This window comes from Micromonospora sp. NPDC049171, from assembly GCF_040648275.1.
Taxonomy (GTDB): Bacteria; Actinomycetota; Actinomycetes; order Mycobacteriales; family Micromonosporaceae; genus Micromonospora.
In genome coordinates, this window is record NZ_JBEZDJ010000015.1 from 155,374 (window position 1) to 171,585 (window position 16,212).

The following is a 16,212-nucleotide window of genomic DNA, read 5'->3' on the forward strand; positions in this document are numbered from 1 at the left end:
GCCCGATTCGTGGGCCTGCTCCCTGTCGCCGGCCGCCGGCGCCACGGAGCCGGGGTGAGGAGGTGTCCCTCGTGGACGTCGACGCCGGACACGGCGCCGCCCTGGGGGGCGCCCTGCCGACACAGCCGGGCGAGCTGCCGCTCACCCGCCGACTACGGTCGCTGCTCAGCTGGCCGACCACCGACTCCGACCCGGTCACCCAACTGGTGCGCACCCACCGGGGCATCCACGCCGGCACCGACCCCGCCGTGCTGCGCCGTGCGTACACGATCGCGGAAAACATGCACCGCGGGCAGTTCCGCAAGAGCGGCGAACCGTACATCACCCACCCCCTCGCGGTGGCGCAGATCTGCGCCGAGCTGGGGATGGACACCACCACCCTGGTCGCGGCGCTGCTGCACGACACCGTGGAGGACACCCGCTACACCCTGCAGGCGCTCTCCGAGGACTTCGGCGGCGAGGTGGCCCACCTGGTCGACGGGGTGACCAAGTTCGACAAGGCGTTCTACGGCAAGGCCGCCGAGGCGGAGACGATCCGCAAGATGATCGTGGCGGCCGCCAAGGACGTCCGGGTGTTGATCATCAAACTGGCCGATCGGCTGCACAACATGCGCACCCTCGGGGTGCGCTCGGCGTCGTCGCGGGAACGCATCGCCCGCAAGACCCAGGAGGTGCTGGTCCCGCTCTGTGACCGGCTGGGCATCCAGACCCTCAAGCGCGAGCTGGACGACGTGGTGCTGCTGCACCTGGAGCCCGACGAGCACGCCCGACTGGCCCGGCACGTGCACGACCGGCCGGGCTGGGACACGTACCTCGACGCGGTGGTCACCCGTGCCCGGGTCGCGCTCAAGCGCAGCCGGGTCGACGCCGTGGTGAGCCCCCGCCCCCGACATCTCTACTCGATCTGGAAGGACACCATCGCCGGCGGCCACACCGCCCCGTTCGACCTGCCCCGCATCGTGGTGGTGGTCGACGGCCCGGCCACCGACTGTTACGCCGCACTCGGCGCGATCCACGGCACCTGGCGCCCCGTGCCCGGCCGTTTCAAGGACTTCATCGCCTCACCGAAGAACAACCTCTACCGTTCGCTGCACACCAGCATCTGCGGCCCGCAGGACCGCACGGTGGAGGTGCTGATCCGCACCGAGGAGATGCACCGCTCGGCCGAGTACGGCATCGCCGCCGACTTCCGCTTCCCCCAGTCGGGTCGGGGCAGCGCGGCGGCCCGCGCCGAGCAGTTGGACTGGCTGCGCCGCGTGCTCGACTGGGAGCCGGACGCCGCCGACCCGGCGCAGTTCTACGAGTCGCTGCGCTGCGACCTGGCCGAGGGCCAGATCCAGGTCTTCGCCGATGGGCGGCAGGTCGTGCTGCCGGGCGGCGCCACCCCTGTCGACCTCGCGTACGAGCTGGGCAACGAGCGGGGCGACCACTGTCTCGCCGCACGGATCAACGGTCGGCTGGCCCCGCTGAGTTCGGAGCTGGACGAGGGCGACGTGGTGGAGATCTTCACCGAGAACGACGGCGACAACGGTTTCGAGGCCGGTGTGGCGTCGCGGGGCCCCCGCCGGGAGTGGCTGAGCTTCGTCAAGTCGCCCAACGCGCAGATGCAGATCAACAGGTGGTTCGCCGAGCACACCGAGCCAGGCATCACGATCAGCGACAAGGTCCGCCTCGGCCGGGCCACCATCGGGCTCGCCCTGCGTCAACACAACCGGGGCCTCGCCAGTGACCTGCCGCTGCTGCGCCTCTCCGAGGAGTTGGGCTATCCCGACCTGGAGACCCTGCTGGTCGCGGTCTTCGATCGGGTGATCGAACCGGACACCGTCGTACGCCAGCTCATCGACCTGGTCGACCATCGACAGTGACCCTGCCGGCCCAGCGCGTCCGAGGGACATTCGCGACCACTAGCCTGGGGTCATGATCCCCCGTTCCCGCGCCACCGGTCGGGCCGTCTTCTACCAGGCTTTCTACCGGCTGCCGCTGCCGGTGCGTCGGCGCCTGGTCAAGCTGGCGATGCCCAAGTACATCGTCGGCGCGGTCACCCTGGTCCGCGATTCCGAGGCGACGGGCGCGGGTCGGCTGCTGATGCTGCGCCAGCCGCCCGGCAAGGGCTGGTCGCTGCCCGCCGGCCTCCTCGATCGGGGCGAGCCCCCGGTGGTGGGTGCGGCCCGCGAGCTGTTCGAGGAATCCGGCGTCCGACTCCCCCCGTCCCGGTTACGCCCGGCGGTGCCGAACGCGATCGTGCACGCCAAGGGCTGGGTGGACATGGTCTTCGAGACGGAGGTGCCGGCGTCCAGCACCGAGCTGGCGGTCGACGGCGCGGAGGTCTTCGAGGCCGCGTGGCACCCCCTGGACGACCTGCCCAAGCTGACCTGGCCGACCGCCCGGCTGCTCGCCTACTACGACATCGGGCCGCTGGCCGGTCAGTACCCGCCCCCGATCCCCGACGACCTGCCATGACCGGCGGGGCTGCCGTGCCGGCCGAGGTCTGCGCGGTGGTGCTCGCCGCCGGCGAGGGCACCCGGTTGCGCCCGCTCACCGAGCGGGTGCCCAAGGCGCTCTGCCCGGTGGGCAACGTGCCGCTGCTGGACCGGGCGTTGGCCCGGGTGGCGGGGCTCGGCCTGGCCGGCCCCGACCGGGTCGCGGTAAACGCCTGTTACCTCGGCGACCAGGTGGTCGCGCACGTCGGCGACCGCGCCCACGTGTCCGTCGAGCCGGGCGATCCGCTGGGCACCGCGGGCGGGGTGGCCAACCTGCGGGACTGGATCGACGGGCGGCCGGTGCTGGTCGGCAACGCCGACGCGTACCTCGCCGACCCGGCGGCCGCGCCGGGCCCGGACGTGGCCGCCCTGCTCGACGGGTGGGACGGCCACACCGTACGTCTGCTCGGCCAGCCCGCCGCGGACCCGGCGGCGCCGGGCACCTTCTCCGGGCACTGTTTCACCGGCTTCTCGCTGCTGCCCTGGCGGCTCGTCCGCGATCTGCCGGTCGTCTTCTCCGACCTGGTCCGCGCCCTCTGGCGCCCGGCGGAGGCGGCGGGCGCCCTGGAGGTGGTGCCCTACCGGGGCACCTTCTACGACACCGGCACCCCCGCCGACTACCTGGCGGCCAACCTGCACGCCGCCGCCGGGGGCGTCCTCGTCGACAGGTCTGCCACGGTGACCGGTCGTTGCGTGGAGTCGGTCGTCGGCGCGGGCGCGCGGGTGGCCGGCGACGTGTGCCGCACCGTGGTGTGGCCGGGTGCGGTCGTGCCGGCCGGCGAGCGGTTGCGCGACGTGATCCGGACGGCGGACGGGAGCACCGTCGCGGCCACCGCACACGGCTGACCGGCCCTGGCCCGCAGCGCCAGCCTTGGCCCGCAGCGCCAGGCGGACCGGTGGGGCGGCAACGGCGACGGCCAGGGCGCCAGGCCCCGCCGGAACATCTAGCATGGGCGACGACGCCGACGAACGGAGCAATGTCCCGTGATCACCGCAATCGTGCTGATCGACTGTGCCACCGACGCGATCCCCGAGGTGGCGGAGACCCTGGCCAGCCTCTCCGGCGTCAGCGAGGTCTACTCGGTGGCCGGGCACGTCGACCTCATCGCCATCGTCCGGGTCCGCGAGTTCGACCAGATCGCCCAGGTCATCGCCGGCAGCATCTCCAAGGTGCCGGGCGTGCTCAACACCGAGTCGCACATCGCGTTCCGGGCGTACTCCCAGCATGACCTGGAGGAGGCGTTCGCCATCGGCCTGGCCAGCGCCGACTGACAAGCGCACGCACGGCGGCCGGTCCACCCCACGGGGCGGACCGGCCGTCTGCTGTCGCTACGTCAGCTCACGCTGGGAGCCGGCGTCTCGGTGGTGCCGCCACCCGGTGCCGGGGACTCAGTGGTGCCACCCGGAGCCGGCGACTCGGTGCCGGTGCCACCCGGAGCGGGCGACTCGGTGCCGGTGCCGCCCGGGCTGGGCGTACCGCTGGCGCTGGTCTGCGGAACCGGGATGCCCAGCTTGTTGGCGAGCTGCACCAGCTCGTCGTAGTGCGCCTGCAGCGTCGGCAGGGCGTTCTGGGCCAACTGGACCACCGACTGCTCGGAGCCCTGCGAGATCTCCGTCTGGGTGGCCTGGATGGCCTGGACGTGGCCAGCCAGCTCACTGGTCACCCAGAGCCTGTCGAACTCCGCACCGCTGGCGTTGTTCAGCTTGTCGATGACCGCCTGCTGATCGGCGCTGGGCTCGTTCGGCAACTCCACGCCGAGCTGGGACGCGGTCTGCTGCACCGTCTGGTCCAGCTGGGTGTGGTCGGTCTTCAGCATCGCGCCCAGGTCCTTGACCCCCTGGTCCTGACCCTTCTGCTGAGCCAGGTCACCGGCGGTGATCTCGAACAGGTTGACCTGGTGTACCGCCTGCAGGTACTGGGTGTCCTGCGTCGACGGCTGTGCCGCGGCCTGCGCGGCCGCAGCCGGCGCGACCCCGACCAGTACCAGCGCGGCCAACAGGCCGAGGCGTTTGATACCCAACATGCTTCCCCCCTTGAGACGTTGGACCGCACGGATACCCGGCTCACCGGGGTTATTCCTGCGATCGCCCGTCGCGCGGGGTCGACCGGTCCCGCCGTGGCCGTCCGACTCCTGGCCGGATGGGCGGTGGGTGCGAATACGACGTGGCGCCCGCCGGAATCCGGCGGGCGCCACGTAACGGTGCGTTCGGGCTGGTCAGCGGCGGCTGTCGCCGCTCGTGATCTCCTCGCGCTCGGGTCGGGGCTCGACCGGCGGGTGCCCCGGTGAGACCGGCGCCTCGACCGGCTTCTCGATCGGGTAGAAGAAGCCCCGGATGGCCGGGCCGAGTGCCCCGAGCCGGTTCATCTTCTTCGGCACGACCCAGCCGACGTACTCCAGCTCGCCGTGGCCGTCCGCGTGCCCGTTGGACGCGCTGAGCGGCTGGTGCACCTCGACGAACCGACCGTCCGGCAGGCGCCGGATGATGCCGGTCTCCACGCCGTGCGCGAGCACCTCCCGGTCGTGCTGCTGCAGACCCAGGCAGAGCCGGTACGTCACGTAGTACGCGATCGGCGGGATCACCAGCAGACCGACCCGGCCGGCCCAGGTCATCGCGTTCAGGCTGATCTGGAACTTGTCGGCGATCACGTCGTTGCCGCCGGAGAGCGTCAGCACGATGTAGAACGCGACGGCCATGGCGCCGACCGCGGTCCGCGCCGGAACGTCGCGGGGACGCTGGAGCAGGTTGTGGCTCTTGCGGTCCTTGAGGTGCCGGGCTTCCAGGAACGGATACATCGTCGACAGGCCCACCATGATGCCGGGCAGCACGACCGTCGGCCAGAACAGCGGCGGGATGACGTACCCGTCACCGATCGGGATGTTGATCTCCCATGCGGGCATGAGTCGGGTCGACCCGTCCAGGAACATGACGTACCAGTCGGGCTGGCTGGCGGCCGAGACCACCCACGCCTCGTACGGGCCGAACAGCCAGATCGGGTTGATCTGGAGCAGACCGCCCAGCAGCGCGATGACGCCGAAGACGACCATGAAGAAGCCGCCCTGCTTCAACGCGTACCGCGGGAACATCCGCTCGCCGACCACGTTGTTGTTGGTCCGGCCGGGGCCGGGCCACTGGGTGTGCTTCTGCTTGAAGACCAGGCCCAGGTGGACACTGATCAGGGCGACGAGCAGACCCGGGATGAGCAGCACGTGGGCGATGAACATCCGGCTGATGATCATCGTGCCCGGGAACTCGCCACCGAAGATCGACGAGGTGACCCAGGACCCGATCACCGGGATGGACAGCATGATCGCCGAAGCGATCCGCAGGCCGGTGCCGGACAGGCCGTCATCCGGCAGGCCGTAGCCGGTGAAGCCGGCCAGGAAGCCGACCCAGAACAGCAGCGAACCGATGATCCAGTTGGTCTCGCGCGGCTTGCGGAAGGCACCGGTGAAGAAGACCCGCAGCATGTGCACGACGATCGAGGCCATGAACAGCAGCGCCGCCCAGTGGTGCATCTGCCGCATCACCAGACCACCGCGGACGTCGAACGACAGGTCCAGGCTGGAGGCGTACGCGGCGGACATCGGGGTGCCCTGCAACGGCGCGAAGCTGCCGTTGTAGACCACCTCGGTCATCGCCGGCTCGTAGAAGAAGGTGAGGAACACACCGGTCAGCAGCAGGACGATGAACGAGAACAGCGCGATCTCGCCGAGCAGGAAGGACCAGTGGTCCGGGAAGACCTTGTTCAGCAGTTTGCGCAGCGGGGTGGCCACCTGGAAGCGGTCGTCCACTCCCACCGCGGCCTTGCCCGGCGTCGCCGCAAGGTCGAACTTTCGACGCTTCATGGCCGCTCCCAGAAATCAGGCCCAACGGTCTCAGTGTAGTCGGACTTCGCCACGAAGAAGCCCTCGGAATCCACCTCGATCGGCAACTGCGGCAGCCGCCGGCTGGCGGGGCCGAAGATGGGCCGGGCGTTGTCGGTGATCAGGAACTGGGACTGGTGGCACGGGCAGAGCAGCCGGTTGGTCTGCTGCTCGTACAGGCTGGCCGGGCAGCCCGCGTGCGTGCAGACCTTGGAGAACGCGGCGAAGTTGCCCCACATGTAGTCGCCGTGGCCGACGCTCGGCCGCGAGTTGGCCTCCCGCGACTTCTGGGCGTCCGCGTCCCGCAGGTGGATCAGCAGCGTCGGGGAGTCGGCGTGGATGTTGCTCACACCGTGCTCGATGCCGGGGAAGACCGTCAACTGGCCACCGGCGCTGACGTCCGCCGGGCGAACCGGGCGGCCGTCCTCGCGGACCAGCCGGATCTTCTGCCCACCCTCGGCCGGGGCGAACCCGGTGGTGAACATCTGGTTGTTCTTGTGCGGCTGGGAGATCAGACCGCCGACCAGCGGCGCCGCCGCGACCGCGGCGACCGGCGCGAGACCGGCCAGCAGCGAGATGCCGAGCAGCGGGCGACGCTTCACGCCCAGCTCGTCGGCCATGTAGAGCATGGTCTGGCCGGTGATGGTGCGGCCTTCGGAGTCCACCTGGCCCTCGTGCCGGTCCTGGATCGAGACCTCCTTGGGCAGCAACTTCTTGCCCCAGGTCAGGATGCCGAAGCCGACAGCCAGCAGCGCGATGCCGAGGGTGGCACCCAGCAGCGGCGTGTACCACTTGTCGCCGCCTCGGCCCGGCTCGTACTGCCACGGCCACCAGATGTAGATGGCCAGGAAGGCCGTCGCGGCCAGACCGGTGATCAGGAAGAACCCGGCGACCACGCGGGTCAGCCGGCGCTCCGCCTTGGTGCCGGGCAGCACCTGCGGCTCGTAGTGGACGATCTCGATGTCGTCCCGACGCGCGCCCTCGCGAACGATGTCGAACCGGGTCAGCTTGGGGTCGTTCAGGTCGAGCGGCTCCTGGCCCTGCGGGGCCGGGTGCTCGGTGTGGGTGCTCATGCCGTCACCTCGCTACGGGTGGCGCCGAGCGGCGCCACAGCACTGAATCGGATGATCCGCTCGGTCACGACTTGCCCGCAATCCACAGGCTGGCGAAGACGAGCGCCACGATGCCAACCAGGAAGATCGCCAGGCCCTCGGTGGACGGGCCGTACCGCCCGAGGTTGAACCCGCCCGGGTCCTGGTCGTGCTTCAGCGTCTCCTGGATGTAGGCGATGATGTCGGCCTTCTGCTCCGGCCGAAGCTGGTTGTCGCCGAACACCGGCATGTTCTGTGGGCCGCTCAGCATGGCCGCGTAGATCTGGCGGTCGGTCGCGGGGTGCAGGCTCGGGGCGAACTTGCCCGAGGAGAGCGCGCCGCCACCACCACCGAACGCGTGGCACTGCGAGCAGTTGATCCGGAACAGCTCGCCGCCGGACGCGACGTTGCCGTCCTCGTGGAGGTCGTCGCCCGCGGGCACGACCGGGCCGCCACCGAGCTCCTGGATGTACTGGGCGAGCTGACGGGTCTGCTCGTCGGTGAAGACGGGGGGCTTGCGGTGCGCCTGGGCCTCCTGGCGGGCCAGCGGCATCCGCCCGGAGCTGACCTGGAACTCGACCGAGGCCGCGCCGACGCCGACCAGGCTCGGCCCGCGACCCTCGACGCCCTGGGCGTTGCGGCCGTGACAGGTCACACAGCTCACGTCGAACAGCGCCTTGCCCTCGGCGGCGGCGCCGGTCAGCTGCGGGTTGTCCTGCGCCTGGGCACCGGGGGCGAAGACGGTGTAGGCGCCGCCGGCCAGCATCAGCGCGGCGATCAGCCGGACCGCGGCGCCCAGCCGGCGGCGGCCCCTGCTGCGCGCGGCGGGCCGCTCGCGCAACCGCGCGAGCAGACCGCGTCGGCGGTCGTTGTCAGAAGTCATGAGCGGTGTCCTTAACCGGTTGGACCTGTCTCAGGGGACGGAGCAGCAGCGCGGAATGTGACGCGCAAGATCACTGAAGCCAGTAGATCATGGCGTACAGCCCGATCCACACGACGTCGACGAAGTGCCAGTAGTACGACACGACGATCGCCGAGGTCGCCTGCGCCGGGGTGAACCGGCCCATGGTCGTGCGGACCATGAAGATGATGAAGGCGATCAGACCGCCGGTCACGTGCAGGCCGTGGAAGCCGGTGGTCAGGTAGAACACCGACCCGTACCCGTCTCCGTTGATCTTGATGCCGTCCTCGACCAGGTGCCGGTACTCGTTCAGCTGGCCGAGCACGAAGATCAGGCCCATCACGAAGGTGACGGTGAACCAGCGCCGCAGCGCGTGCACGTCACCCTTCTCCGCCGCGAAGACGCCGAGCTGGCAGGTCACGGAGGACAGCACCAGGATCACCGTGAAGGTGGTCGCGTACGGGATGTTCAGCGCCTCGGTGTGCTTCTCCCACTGCTCCGGCGCAGCCGCGCGGATCGAGAAGTACATCGCGAACAACGCCGCGAAGAACATGAGTTCGCTGGAGAGCCACACGATCGTCCCGACGCTGACCATGTTCGGTCGGGTCAGAGAGTGGATCCGGCTCTTGTCAATGGCTGGGGCCGCAGTCACGCCGTCATTATTGCCCCTGACCGGGGCCGGCGATCAGCGGGGTGGCAAACCTGCGCCTTCCGTGGCCCGACCGTCAGGGTCCGGTTCGCCTGGCCTAGCCTGAAAAGCGTGCTGCACGTCGATTCGATCTTCGCCGCCACCTCGGCCCCGCCGCCGTTCACCGTCGGCGCGGTGCTGACCGAGACCCGGCTGGACAGCTGGCTGGCCCTCGGCCTGGTGCTCGCCGCCGGCCTGTACCTCTACGGGGTGTACCGGCTGCGCCTGCGGGGCGACCGCTGGCCGGTCGCCCGCACCGTGTTCTTCCTCGGCCCCGGGCTGGGTGGCATCGCGCTGGTCACGGTCAGCGGGCTGCACGCGTACGACACCGCCCTGCTGTCCGTACACATGATCCAGCACATGGTGCTGTCCATGGTGGCGCCGATCTTCCTGGCGCTGGGCGCGCCGATGACCCTGGCGCTGCGGACCCTGCCGGTCGGGCCGCGCAAGCGCCTGCTGGCGATCGTGCACAGCCGCGTCGCCCGGGTCTACACGTTCCCGCTCGTGGCGTTCGCCATCTTCGTGGTCAACCCGTTCGTGCTGTACTTCAGCGACCTGTACCGCTTCACCCTCGAGCACGCCTGGGCGCACGAGCTGGTGCACGCGCACTTCATCATGACCGGCTGCGTGTTCTTCTGGCCGCTACTCGGCCTCGACCCGCTGCCCGGCCGCTGGCCGTACCCGGCGCGGGCGCTGCTGATGCTGCTCTCGGTGCCGTTCCACACCGTGCTCGGCCTCACCATCATGCAGAGCACCACGCTCTTCGGCGGCGACTGGTACCCGTCGCTCAACCTGAGCTGGGCCGACCCCAAGGCGGACCAGGTGGTCGCCGGCGGCATCCTCTGGGCCGGCGGCGAGTTCGTCAGTGTGACCATGCTCGCGGTGCTGGTCGTCCAGTGGGTCAAACAGTCCGAGCGCGAGGCCCGCCGGGTCGACCGCGAACTGGACCGCCAGGAGGCCCGCGACCGCGCCGCCGACGCCGCGGCCGCCTGAGCTGCCCGGACGGTACGCCCCGAGGGGTGGCGGCGGGCGGGATGTCGGCTACGTCACCCCGACCGGTACGATCGGCGGGCAGCTACGAGGTGGGAGCAGGCCCGGCCAATGAGTGAGCACAGCGAACGAACCGTCACGCGCAGTGCGATGGTGCCCCACGACGGCACCGCTCACCGTCCGACTCCCGGCCGAGGCCGCCTCAAGGCCATGGGATATCACGAAACGGCCGGTACCCGGACCGTTCGGCGAAGCGGAGTGCCGGCATGAGCGATCGTCTTTGCACCGTCCTGCTCTACAGCGACGATCCGCAGGTCCGTGATCGGATGCGGTTGGCCGTCGGCACCCGACCGGCGCCCGGCCTGCGGATCGAGTTCGTCGACGCGTCGACCTACGCGGAGACCATCCGGCTGGTCGACGACTACGAGATCGACCTGCTGCTGCTCGACGGCGAGGCGAGCCCGGGTGGCGGCATCGGCATCGCCCGGCAGATCAAGGACGACCGGGACGACGCTCCCCCGACCTGCCTCGTGATCGCCCGCGCCGCCGACCGATGGCTCGCCGCGTACGCCGAGGTCGACGCCACGCTGGTGCACCCGCTCGACCCGGTGACCACCGGAGGCACGGTGGCCGAGCTGCTGCGGACGCACGCACCCGCCTGACGTCCCCAGCGATCCGGCACCGTCACGGCGTCGGATCCGCCGACGCCCGTTCCAGCCCACCCGCACTTCGCATGCTCGGGAGGCCCGCCATGGGCGATCGGACCTGGCCGCACCTGCTCACCTCGCTGCTGCACGGCGAGGAGTTGTCCACCGCCGACACCGCCTGGGCGATGGACGAGATCATGACCGGCTCGGCGGGCGCGGTGCGGACAGCGAGCTTCGCCATCGCGCTGCGGGCCAAGGGCGAGACCCCCGCCGAGCTGGCCGGTCTCGTCGAGGCGATGCTGGGGCGCGCGGTCCCGGTGGTGCTCCCCGAGGAGACGCGCCGCACCGCGCTCGACGTGGTCGGCACCGGCGGTGACCTCGCCCACACGGTCAACATCTCCACCATGACCGCGCTCGTGGTCGCGGGCACGGGCGTACGCGTGGTGAAGCACGGCAACCGGGCCGCCTCCTCCCTGTGCGGCACCGCCGACCTGCTGGAGTTCCTCGGCATCCCGCTGGACCTCGACCCCGAACAGGTGGCCCGCTGCGTCGAGGAGGCAGGCATCGGGTTCTGCTTCGCGGCCCGACACCACCCCGGAATGCGGCACGCCGGCCCGGTCCGCCGCGAGGTGGGTGTGCCCACCTTCTTCAACTTCCTCGGCCCGCTCACCAACCCGGCCCGCCCCCGCTCCGGCGCGGTCGGCTGCTTCGACGCCCGAATGGCCCCGGTGATGGCCAGCGTGTTCGCCGCCCGCGGCGACTCGGTGCTCGTCATGCGGGGCGAGGACGGCCTGGACGAGTTCACCACGGCCGCGCCGACCCGCGTCTGGGCAGCCCAGGGCGGCACCGTACGCGAGGCCGTGCTGGACGCGACGGATCTGGGGGTGCCCCGGTCCACCCTCGAGGACCTGCGGGGCGGTGACGCCGCGTACAACGCCGGCGTGACCCATCGCCTGCTGGCCGGTGCGGCGGGTCCGATCCGGGACGCGGTGCTGGTCAACGCCGCCGCGGCGCTGGCCACCCAGGGTCCGCTCGACGGCGACCTGACCGAGGCGCTGCGCGCGGGCATGCACCGCGCGGCCGAGTCGATCGACTCCGGCGCGGCCGCCGCGACCCTGGACCGCTGGATCAAGACCGCCGCCGCCCTCGCATCAACCCCCGTCTGACCGCGACCCGCAAGCCGGCCAGCACCGCCGCCCACCGACCCACCCACGCGCCGCCCACCGACGCGCCCCGCACCAACGCGCCGCCCACCAACGCGCCCCGCAGCCCACCGCCGGGCCGCCCGCCGACCCACCGCCGGGCCCGGCCGCCCACCGCCGGGCCGCCCCCGACCCACCGACGCGCCCCGCCGCCCACCGCCGGGCCGCCCCCGACCTGCCCGACGCCGCGCCACCGCGCCGACCGATCGCCTGCCGCTCTCCGACTCACCGTCCGCCGCTCTCCAGCCCTTGATCGACTCGGGATCCTTGAATCCGTGGTGTCCGACTGCCGCCCGGTCCTTGATCCACTCGACTTTCTTGAATCGGCGGTGTCCCACCGCCCCGATTACCGCGATTTCAATGAACGCGAGTGGATCATGCTGCCCGGCCCTGCGGGTTCGGCCCTACGGCTCGGCCCTACGGCCGAACCCTGCGCTTGGACCTGTGCCCGGCTCTGCGGCGGGACCCTGCGGCGACGCCTCGCGACGGGAACCCTGCGACGGGAGGAACCGTCCGACGGGTGTCTGCAGCGGCGCGCTGCGACGGGACCCTGCGACGAGGCCCTGCAGCAGCGCCTCCGACGGGGCTCTGCCGCAGCGCCCTGCGACGGGGCCTCGCGACATGAGACTCCCGCGCCCAGCCTCCTGCACGCGGCCGAGTGACGACACCCCGCGCCCGTCCTGCGGCTGGGCCGAGCCACGCGGACGGCGGTGAGCCCGTGTCGGGCCTCCCCGCCAGCGCTGGCCGGAGATTTGTCGGACCCGCGTGGAAAACTACAGGCGAGTGGTTCTCCGCTCCCGTTGTGCGTCGTTGTCGCATCCGGGGGCGGTTCACCTGGAGTGAGAAGGAGACACCCGTGTCGCACCGCGAGCTCTACTGCGATGTCTGCGAGGACGTGGCGCCGTTCGAGGCGCCGCCCTGCGTCGACGGCCACGACACCGACTGTCCCGAGCTGATCTGCACCGGCTGCGGCGCCGCCGTGGTGATCGCCACGGTCGTCTTTCCGGTCACCCGGCTGGCCGAGCGCCGACGCCACCAGCCCGCCCATCGCCGCGCCGCCTGAACGCACCGCCCCGACCAGCACCGACCCGACCAGCACCACCCCGCACCGCCCGGGTCGGGCTACGACGAAGGCCCGCTCCCAGGGGGATGCGGGCCTTCGTGACGTACGGGTCGGCCGTGACGGCGACCGGGTGGATCAGTGCTCGGCGGTGCGCCGGGTGCCGCTGTAGTACTCGAACAGCAGCCCGCAGGCGGAGAAGACGACCGCCAACAGACCGGCGCCGATCAGCCAGTACTGCCAGAACACCATGCCGAGCGCGGCGATCGCGGCGGCCAGTGCCAGACCGAACGGCCAGTAGCTGCCCGGGCTGAAGAAGCCGACCTCACCGGCGCCGTCGGCGATCTCGGCGCCGGGACGGTCCTCCGGGCGCAGGTCGATGCGGCGGGAGACGAACCAGAAGAAGCCACCGCACATCGAGCAGAGCAGGAACGACAGCAGCAGGGCGACGGTGCCAACCCACTCGACGCCGCCCGACTCTCCGTGCGTCCACGCGCCGTAGAGGATGGTGGCACCGGCGAGGAACCCGGCAATGATCAGGAAGATACGCCACTCGGTCTTCATGCGGCTGCCTCAGCTTCCCGTGCGGGCCGGAGCTTTGTCCGGGTTGAAGTTGTCCTGCGTCCGCCGGGTCTCGAACGGCTGCGTGGTCGTCGCGTACGGCTGCTCGCCGATCTGGGTCAGCGCGTCCTGGGTCGACTTGCCGCTCTGCTTGGCGGCCAGGAACTGGTCGTACTTCTCCGGCGAGACCACCCGCAGTTCGAAGTTCATGAACGCGTGGTAGCTGCCGCACAGTTCGGCGCAGCGCCCGACGTAGGCGCCCTCGGCGTCCAGACTGGAGACCTCGAACACGTTGCGGATCTTGCCCGGCATGACGTCCCGCTTGAAGAGCAGCTCCGGCACCCAGAACGAGTGGATGACGTCGCGGCTGGTCTCCTCGAAGCGGATGGACCGGCCGGTCGGCAGCACCAGCACCGGAATGACCTCGCTGGTGCCGAGCGTCGACGCGGTGGTGCGGGCCTCGGTGCCCTGGCCGTCGCGGTAGTTGAACTGCCAGTTCCACTTGAAGGCGACGACCTCGACCGTGACGTCCGGGTTCTTCGACAGCTTGTCGACGTCGGTCTGCACGATCGCCGTGTAGTAGAAGAGCACGGAGACGATCAGGATCGGCGCGATGGTGTAGAGGAACTCCATCGGCAGGTTGTAGCGGGTCTGCACCGGCAGCGCGTTGCCACGCTTGCGGTAACGCACGACGCACCAGAAGATCAGGCCCCACACGAAGACGCCGACCGCGAGGGCGGCGATGCAGGAGGCGATCCACAGGTCGTACATCCGCTTGGACTCCGGCGAGATGCCGCCCTGCGGCCAGCCGAAGCCGTGGAAGGTCTGACCCACGTCACAGCCCGTGAGCAGGATCAGCAGCGCCACGCCACTGAGACCGAGCCCGGCCAACCGACCAGCACCACGCCCCCGGCGTCCACCGACCCCTGGCGAAGCGCTGTGCCGTACGGCCGACGGCCGTACCTCCGAACTCCTTGCGACCACCTGGTCCTGCCTCCCTAGCGCGCCGCGGTGCGTCTTTCGTCAGCACCGGCGGCAAAGGCGTCACCGACGGTCGCAGATTACTCGACCATGACGGACTCGACCGTGGTGGGGTCACTGTCCGCCCCCATCGGGGGGATCCTGGGCATACCGCCGCGATAGCGTTGCAACCTGTGAGCGCGAGGAGTGAGCCGGGGTTGCGAGCCCCGCAGTCGCGAACGAGCGACGGCACCGTGAGCGCGAGGAGTGAGCCGGGGTTGCGAGCCCCGCAGTCGCGAACGAAGGCGGATCTGTGAGCGCATCCCCGGTCTACCTGGACGCGGCGACCGCCGCGCCGATGCATCCGGTCGCGCGGCAGGCGCTGTTGGCCGCGCTCGACGACGGCTGGGCCGACCCGGGCAAGCTCTACGCCCAGGCCCGTCGGGCGCGGCAACTGCTCGACGCCGCCCGCGAGGCCACCGCGGTGACCCTCGGCGCCCGTGCCGACGAGGTGTCGTTCACCCCCAGCGGTACGACCGCAGCCCACGGGGCTGTGCTCGGAGGCCTGGCGGGGCGGCACCGGGTCGGGTCGGCGTTTGTGCACTCGGCGATCGAGCACTCGGCGGTGTTGCACGCGGCGGAGTGGCACGTCGCGAGGGGCGGGACCGCCACCGGGGTGCCGGTCGACAGGTTGGGCCGACTGGACCTGACCGCGTGGTCGGCGGCGGTCCGGGCCCCCGGTGTCGCGTTGGCCGCGCTGATCACCGCCAGTCACGAGGTGGGGACGGTGCAACCGGTCGCCGAGGCGGCCGCCGACTGTGCCGACGTGGGGGTGCCGCTCTACGTGGACGCCGCGCAGTCGGTTGGCCGGGTGCCCCTGCCGGCCGGTTGGTCGGTGCTCACCGCGAGTGCCCACAAGTGGGGCGGCCCACCCGGGGTGGGGGTGCTGGTGGTGCGTAAGGGCACCCGTTGGGAGTCGCCCTGGCCGGCCGACGAGCGGGAGGGTGGTCGTACCCCCGGGGTGGTGAACCTGCCCGCGGTGGTGGCGGCGGCGGCGAGCCTGCGCGCGGCGGCGGCCGACGCGGCGGCGGAGGCGACCCGGCTGGCCGCGTTCGTGGATCGGATCCGGGCGCGGGTCGCGGTGGACGTGCCCGACGTGGAGGTGGTGGGTGACCCGGTGCTCCGGCTCCCCCACCTGGTCACCTTCTCGTGCCTGTACGTCGACGGGGAGGCGCTGTTGCATGCTCTGGATCGGCGGGGCTTCGCCGTGTCGTCCGGTTCGTCCTGTACGTCGTCGACGCTGCGCCCGTCGCACGTGCTGGAGGCGATGGGGGTGCTCTCGCACGGCAACGTGCGGGTCAGCCTGCATCGGGAGACGACCGAGGCGGACGTGGAGCGGTTCCTCGGCGAGTTGCCGGGGATCGTCGCCGGGTTGCGGGCCGAGGCTGGGGTGGTGGGGCTGTGACGATGCCACACGAGGTGATCGACTGTCGGGGTCAGCGGTGCCCGCTGCCCGTGATCGCGGCGGCCCGGCGGCTGCCGCAGGTGCCGGTCGGCACGGTGGTCCGGGTGTTGGCCGACGACCCGGCGGCGGCGGTCGACATCCCCGCTTGGTGCCGGATGCGCGGCCAGGAGTTCGTGGGCGCGGTAAACGGCCCAGACGGCCCCGCCTACGACGTCCGCCGCCTGCACTAACCCCCAAGCCCCACGCCGATCTTGCACTTTCTGCCCCGGCTAAAGGACACAAAAGCCGCGATACGGCGACA

The 16,212-nt window shown here is 71.1% G+C and carries 17 protein-coding genes; 10 read left to right on the plus strand and 7 right to left on the minus strand.

Features of this window, described 5'->3' with window-relative positions:
- Window positions 1–71 precede the first annotated feature (71 nt).
- The 4 genes from AB0B14_RS20280 (at window position 72) to AB0B14_RS20295 (ending at window position 3,752) form a co-directional block, all read left to right on the plus strand.
- Complete coding sequence (locus tag AB0B14_RS20280) at window positions 72–1,865, plus strand: HD domain-containing protein (RefSeq protein ID WP_357074971.1); 1,794 nt, start codon at window positions 72–74, stop codon at window positions 1,863–1,865.
- A gap of 52 nt (window positions 1,866–1,917) precedes the next feature.
- Window positions 1,918–2,460, plus strand: a complete 543-nt coding sequence (locus AB0B14_RS20285; protein WP_357074804.1) for an NUDIX domain-containing protein — start codon at window positions 1,918–1,920, stop codon at window positions 2,458–2,460.
- Complete coding sequence (locus AB0B14_RS20290; protein ID WP_357523499.1) at window positions 2,457–3,326, plus strand: sugar phosphate nucleotidyltransferase; 870 nt, start codon at window positions 2,457–2,459, stop codon at window positions 3,324–3,326. Before AB0B14_RS20285 ends, AB0B14_RS20290 begins: the two co-directional genes overlap by 4 nt.
- 138 nt (window positions 3,327–3,464) lie before the next feature.
- Window positions 3,465–3,752, plus strand: coding sequence for an Lrp/AsnC ligand binding domain-containing protein (locus AB0B14_RS20295; protein ID WP_357074810.1), 288 nt, complete (start codon window positions 3,465–3,467; stop codon window positions 3,750–3,752).
- 62 nt (window positions 3,753–3,814) lie between these two features.
- Here the strand turns inward: AB0B14_RS20295 and AB0B14_RS20300 are convergent, their stop codons facing one another.
- From AB0B14_RS20300 to AB0B14_RS20320, 5 genes are all read right to left on the minus strand, one after another.
- Window positions 3,815–4,504: a DUF4142 domain-containing protein gene (locus AB0B14_RS20300; protein WP_357523501.1), complete on the minus strand. Its 690-nt coding sequence runs from the start codon at window positions 4,502–4,504 to the stop codon at window positions 3,815–3,817.
- A 192-nt stretch (window positions 4,505–4,696) separates the two neighbouring features.
- Window positions 4,697–6,328 (minus strand): cytochrome b N-terminal domain-containing protein, encoded by a 1,632-nt coding sequence (locus AB0B14_RS20305; RefSeq protein ID WP_357074816.1) that lies wholly within the window; start codon window positions 6,326–6,328, stop codon window positions 4,697–4,699.
- A complete protein-coding gene (locus tag AB0B14_RS20310) occupies window positions 6,325–7,419 on the minus strand; it encodes a Rieske 2Fe-2S domain-containing protein (RefSeq protein WP_357074818.1) in 1,095 nt (364 codons plus the stop codon). Before AB0B14_RS20310 ends, AB0B14_RS20305 begins: the two co-directional genes overlap by 4 nt.
- Before the next feature lie 64 nt (window positions 7,420–7,483).
- Window positions 7,484–8,320, minus strand: coding sequence for a cytochrome c (locus AB0B14_RS20315; protein ID WP_357074821.1), 837 nt, complete (start codon window positions 8,318–8,320; stop codon window positions 7,484–7,486).
- Window positions 8,321–8,390: 70 nt separating this feature from the next.
- On the minus strand, window positions 8,391–8,990 hold the full coding sequence (locus tag AB0B14_RS20320; RefSeq protein ID WP_124820713.1) for a heme-copper oxidase subunit III: 600 nt from the start codon (window positions 8,988–8,990) through the stop codon (window positions 8,391–8,393).
- 99 nt (window positions 8,991–9,089) lie between these two features.
- Between AB0B14_RS20320 and AB0B14_RS20325 the strand changes: the two genes are divergently transcribed.
- The 4 genes from AB0B14_RS20325 to AB0B14_RS20340 all read left to right on the plus strand — a co-directional run bounded on the left by AB0B14_RS20325 (window position 9,090) and on the right by AB0B14_RS20340 (window position 12,928).
- On the plus strand, window positions 9,090–10,019 hold the full coding sequence (locus AB0B14_RS20325; RefSeq protein ID WP_357074973.1) for a cytochrome c oxidase assembly protein: 930 nt from the start codon (window positions 9,090–9,092) through the stop codon (window positions 10,017–10,019).
- Window positions 10,020–10,282: 263 nt separating this feature from the next.
- Entirely contained in the window at window positions 10,283–10,678 is a 396-nt protein-coding gene (locus AB0B14_RS20330; RefSeq protein WP_139585787.1) for a hypothetical protein, read from the plus strand.
- Between the two features lie 89 nt (window positions 10,679–10,767).
- Entirely contained in the window at window positions 10,768–11,829 is a 1,062-nt protein-coding gene (trpD, locus tag AB0B14_RS20335; RefSeq protein WP_357523503.1) for an anthranilate phosphoribosyltransferase, read from the plus strand.
- Between the two features lie 892 nt (window positions 11,830–12,721).
- Window positions 12,722–12,928 carry a hypothetical protein gene (locus AB0B14_RS20340; protein WP_357523505.1) on the plus strand — a complete coding sequence of 69 codons (207 nt, stop codon included), beginning with the start codon at window positions 12,722–12,724 and terminating at the stop codon, window positions 12,926–12,928.
- Window positions 12,929–13,063: 135 nt separating this feature from the next.
- On the opposite strand, the gene AB0B14_RS20345 is transcribed toward AB0B14_RS20340, so the two are convergent.
- Window positions 13,064–13,489 (minus strand): cytochrome c oxidase subunit 4, encoded by a 426-nt coding sequence (locus tag AB0B14_RS20345; protein WP_357523507.1) that lies wholly within the window; start codon window positions 13,487–13,489, stop codon window positions 13,064–13,066.
- 9 nt (window positions 13,490–13,498) lie between these two features.
- Window positions 13,499–14,470, minus strand: coding sequence for a cytochrome c oxidase subunit II (coxB, locus tag AB0B14_RS20350; protein WP_357074832.1), 972 nt, complete (start codon window positions 14,468–14,470; stop codon window positions 13,499–13,501).
- A 289-nt stretch (window positions 14,471–14,759) separates the two neighbouring features.
- On the opposite strand from coxB, the gene AB0B14_RS20355 reads away from it, so the two are divergent.
- Window positions 14,760–15,911, plus strand: coding sequence for an aminotransferase class V-fold PLP-dependent enzyme (locus tag AB0B14_RS20355; protein WP_357074835.1), 1,152 nt, complete (start codon window positions 14,760–14,762; stop codon window positions 15,909–15,911).
- A complete protein-coding gene (locus AB0B14_RS20360; RefSeq protein ID WP_357074838.1) occupies window positions 15,908–16,141 on the plus strand; it encodes a sulfurtransferase TusA family protein in 234 nt (77 codons plus the stop codon). The genes AB0B14_RS20355 and AB0B14_RS20360 overlap by 4 nt, the downstream gene beginning before the upstream one ends.
- Window positions 16,142–16,212: the final 71 nt, after the last annotated feature.

What these genes read in the sequence shown, in the direction of transcription:
- AB0B14_RS20310 (WP_357074818.1), bottom strand. Translation starts at nt 7,419, where the DNA reads ATGAGCACCCACACCGAGCACCCGGCCCCGCAGGGCCAGGAGCCGCTC.
- AB0B14_RS20300 (WP_357523501.1), bottom strand. Translation starts at nt 4,504, where the DNA reads ATGTTGGGTATCAAACGCCTCGGCCTGTTGGCCGCGCTGGTACTGGTC.
- trpD (WP_357523503.1), top strand. Translation starts at nt 10,768, where the DNA reads ATGGGCGATCGGACCTGGCCGCACCTGCTCACCTCGCTGCTGCACGGC.
- AB0B14_RS20330 (WP_139585787.1), top strand. Translation starts at nt 10,283, where the DNA reads ATGAGCGATCGTCTTTGCACCGTCCTGCTCTACAGCGACGATCCGCAG.
- AB0B14_RS20290 (WP_357523499.1), top strand. Translation starts at nt 2,457, where the DNA reads ATGACCGGCGGGGCTGCCGTGCCGGCCGAGGTCTGCGCGGTGGTGCTC.
- AB0B14_RS20305 (WP_357074816.1), bottom strand. Translation starts at nt 6,328, where the DNA reads ATGAAGCGTCGAAAGTTCGACCTTGCGGCGACGCCGGGCAAGGCCGCG.
- AB0B14_RS20285 (WP_357074804.1), top strand. Translation starts at nt 1,918, where the DNA reads ATGATCCCCCGTTCCCGCGCCACCGGTCGGGCCGTCTTCTACCAGGCT.
- AB0B14_RS20345 (WP_357523507.1), bottom strand. Translation starts at nt 13,489, where the DNA reads ATGAAGACCGAGTGGCGTATCTTCCTGATCATTGCCGGGTTCCTCGCC.
- AB0B14_RS20315 (WP_357074821.1), bottom strand. Translation starts at nt 8,320, where the DNA reads ATGACTTCTGACAACGACCGCCGACGCGGTCTGCTCGCGCGGTTGCGC.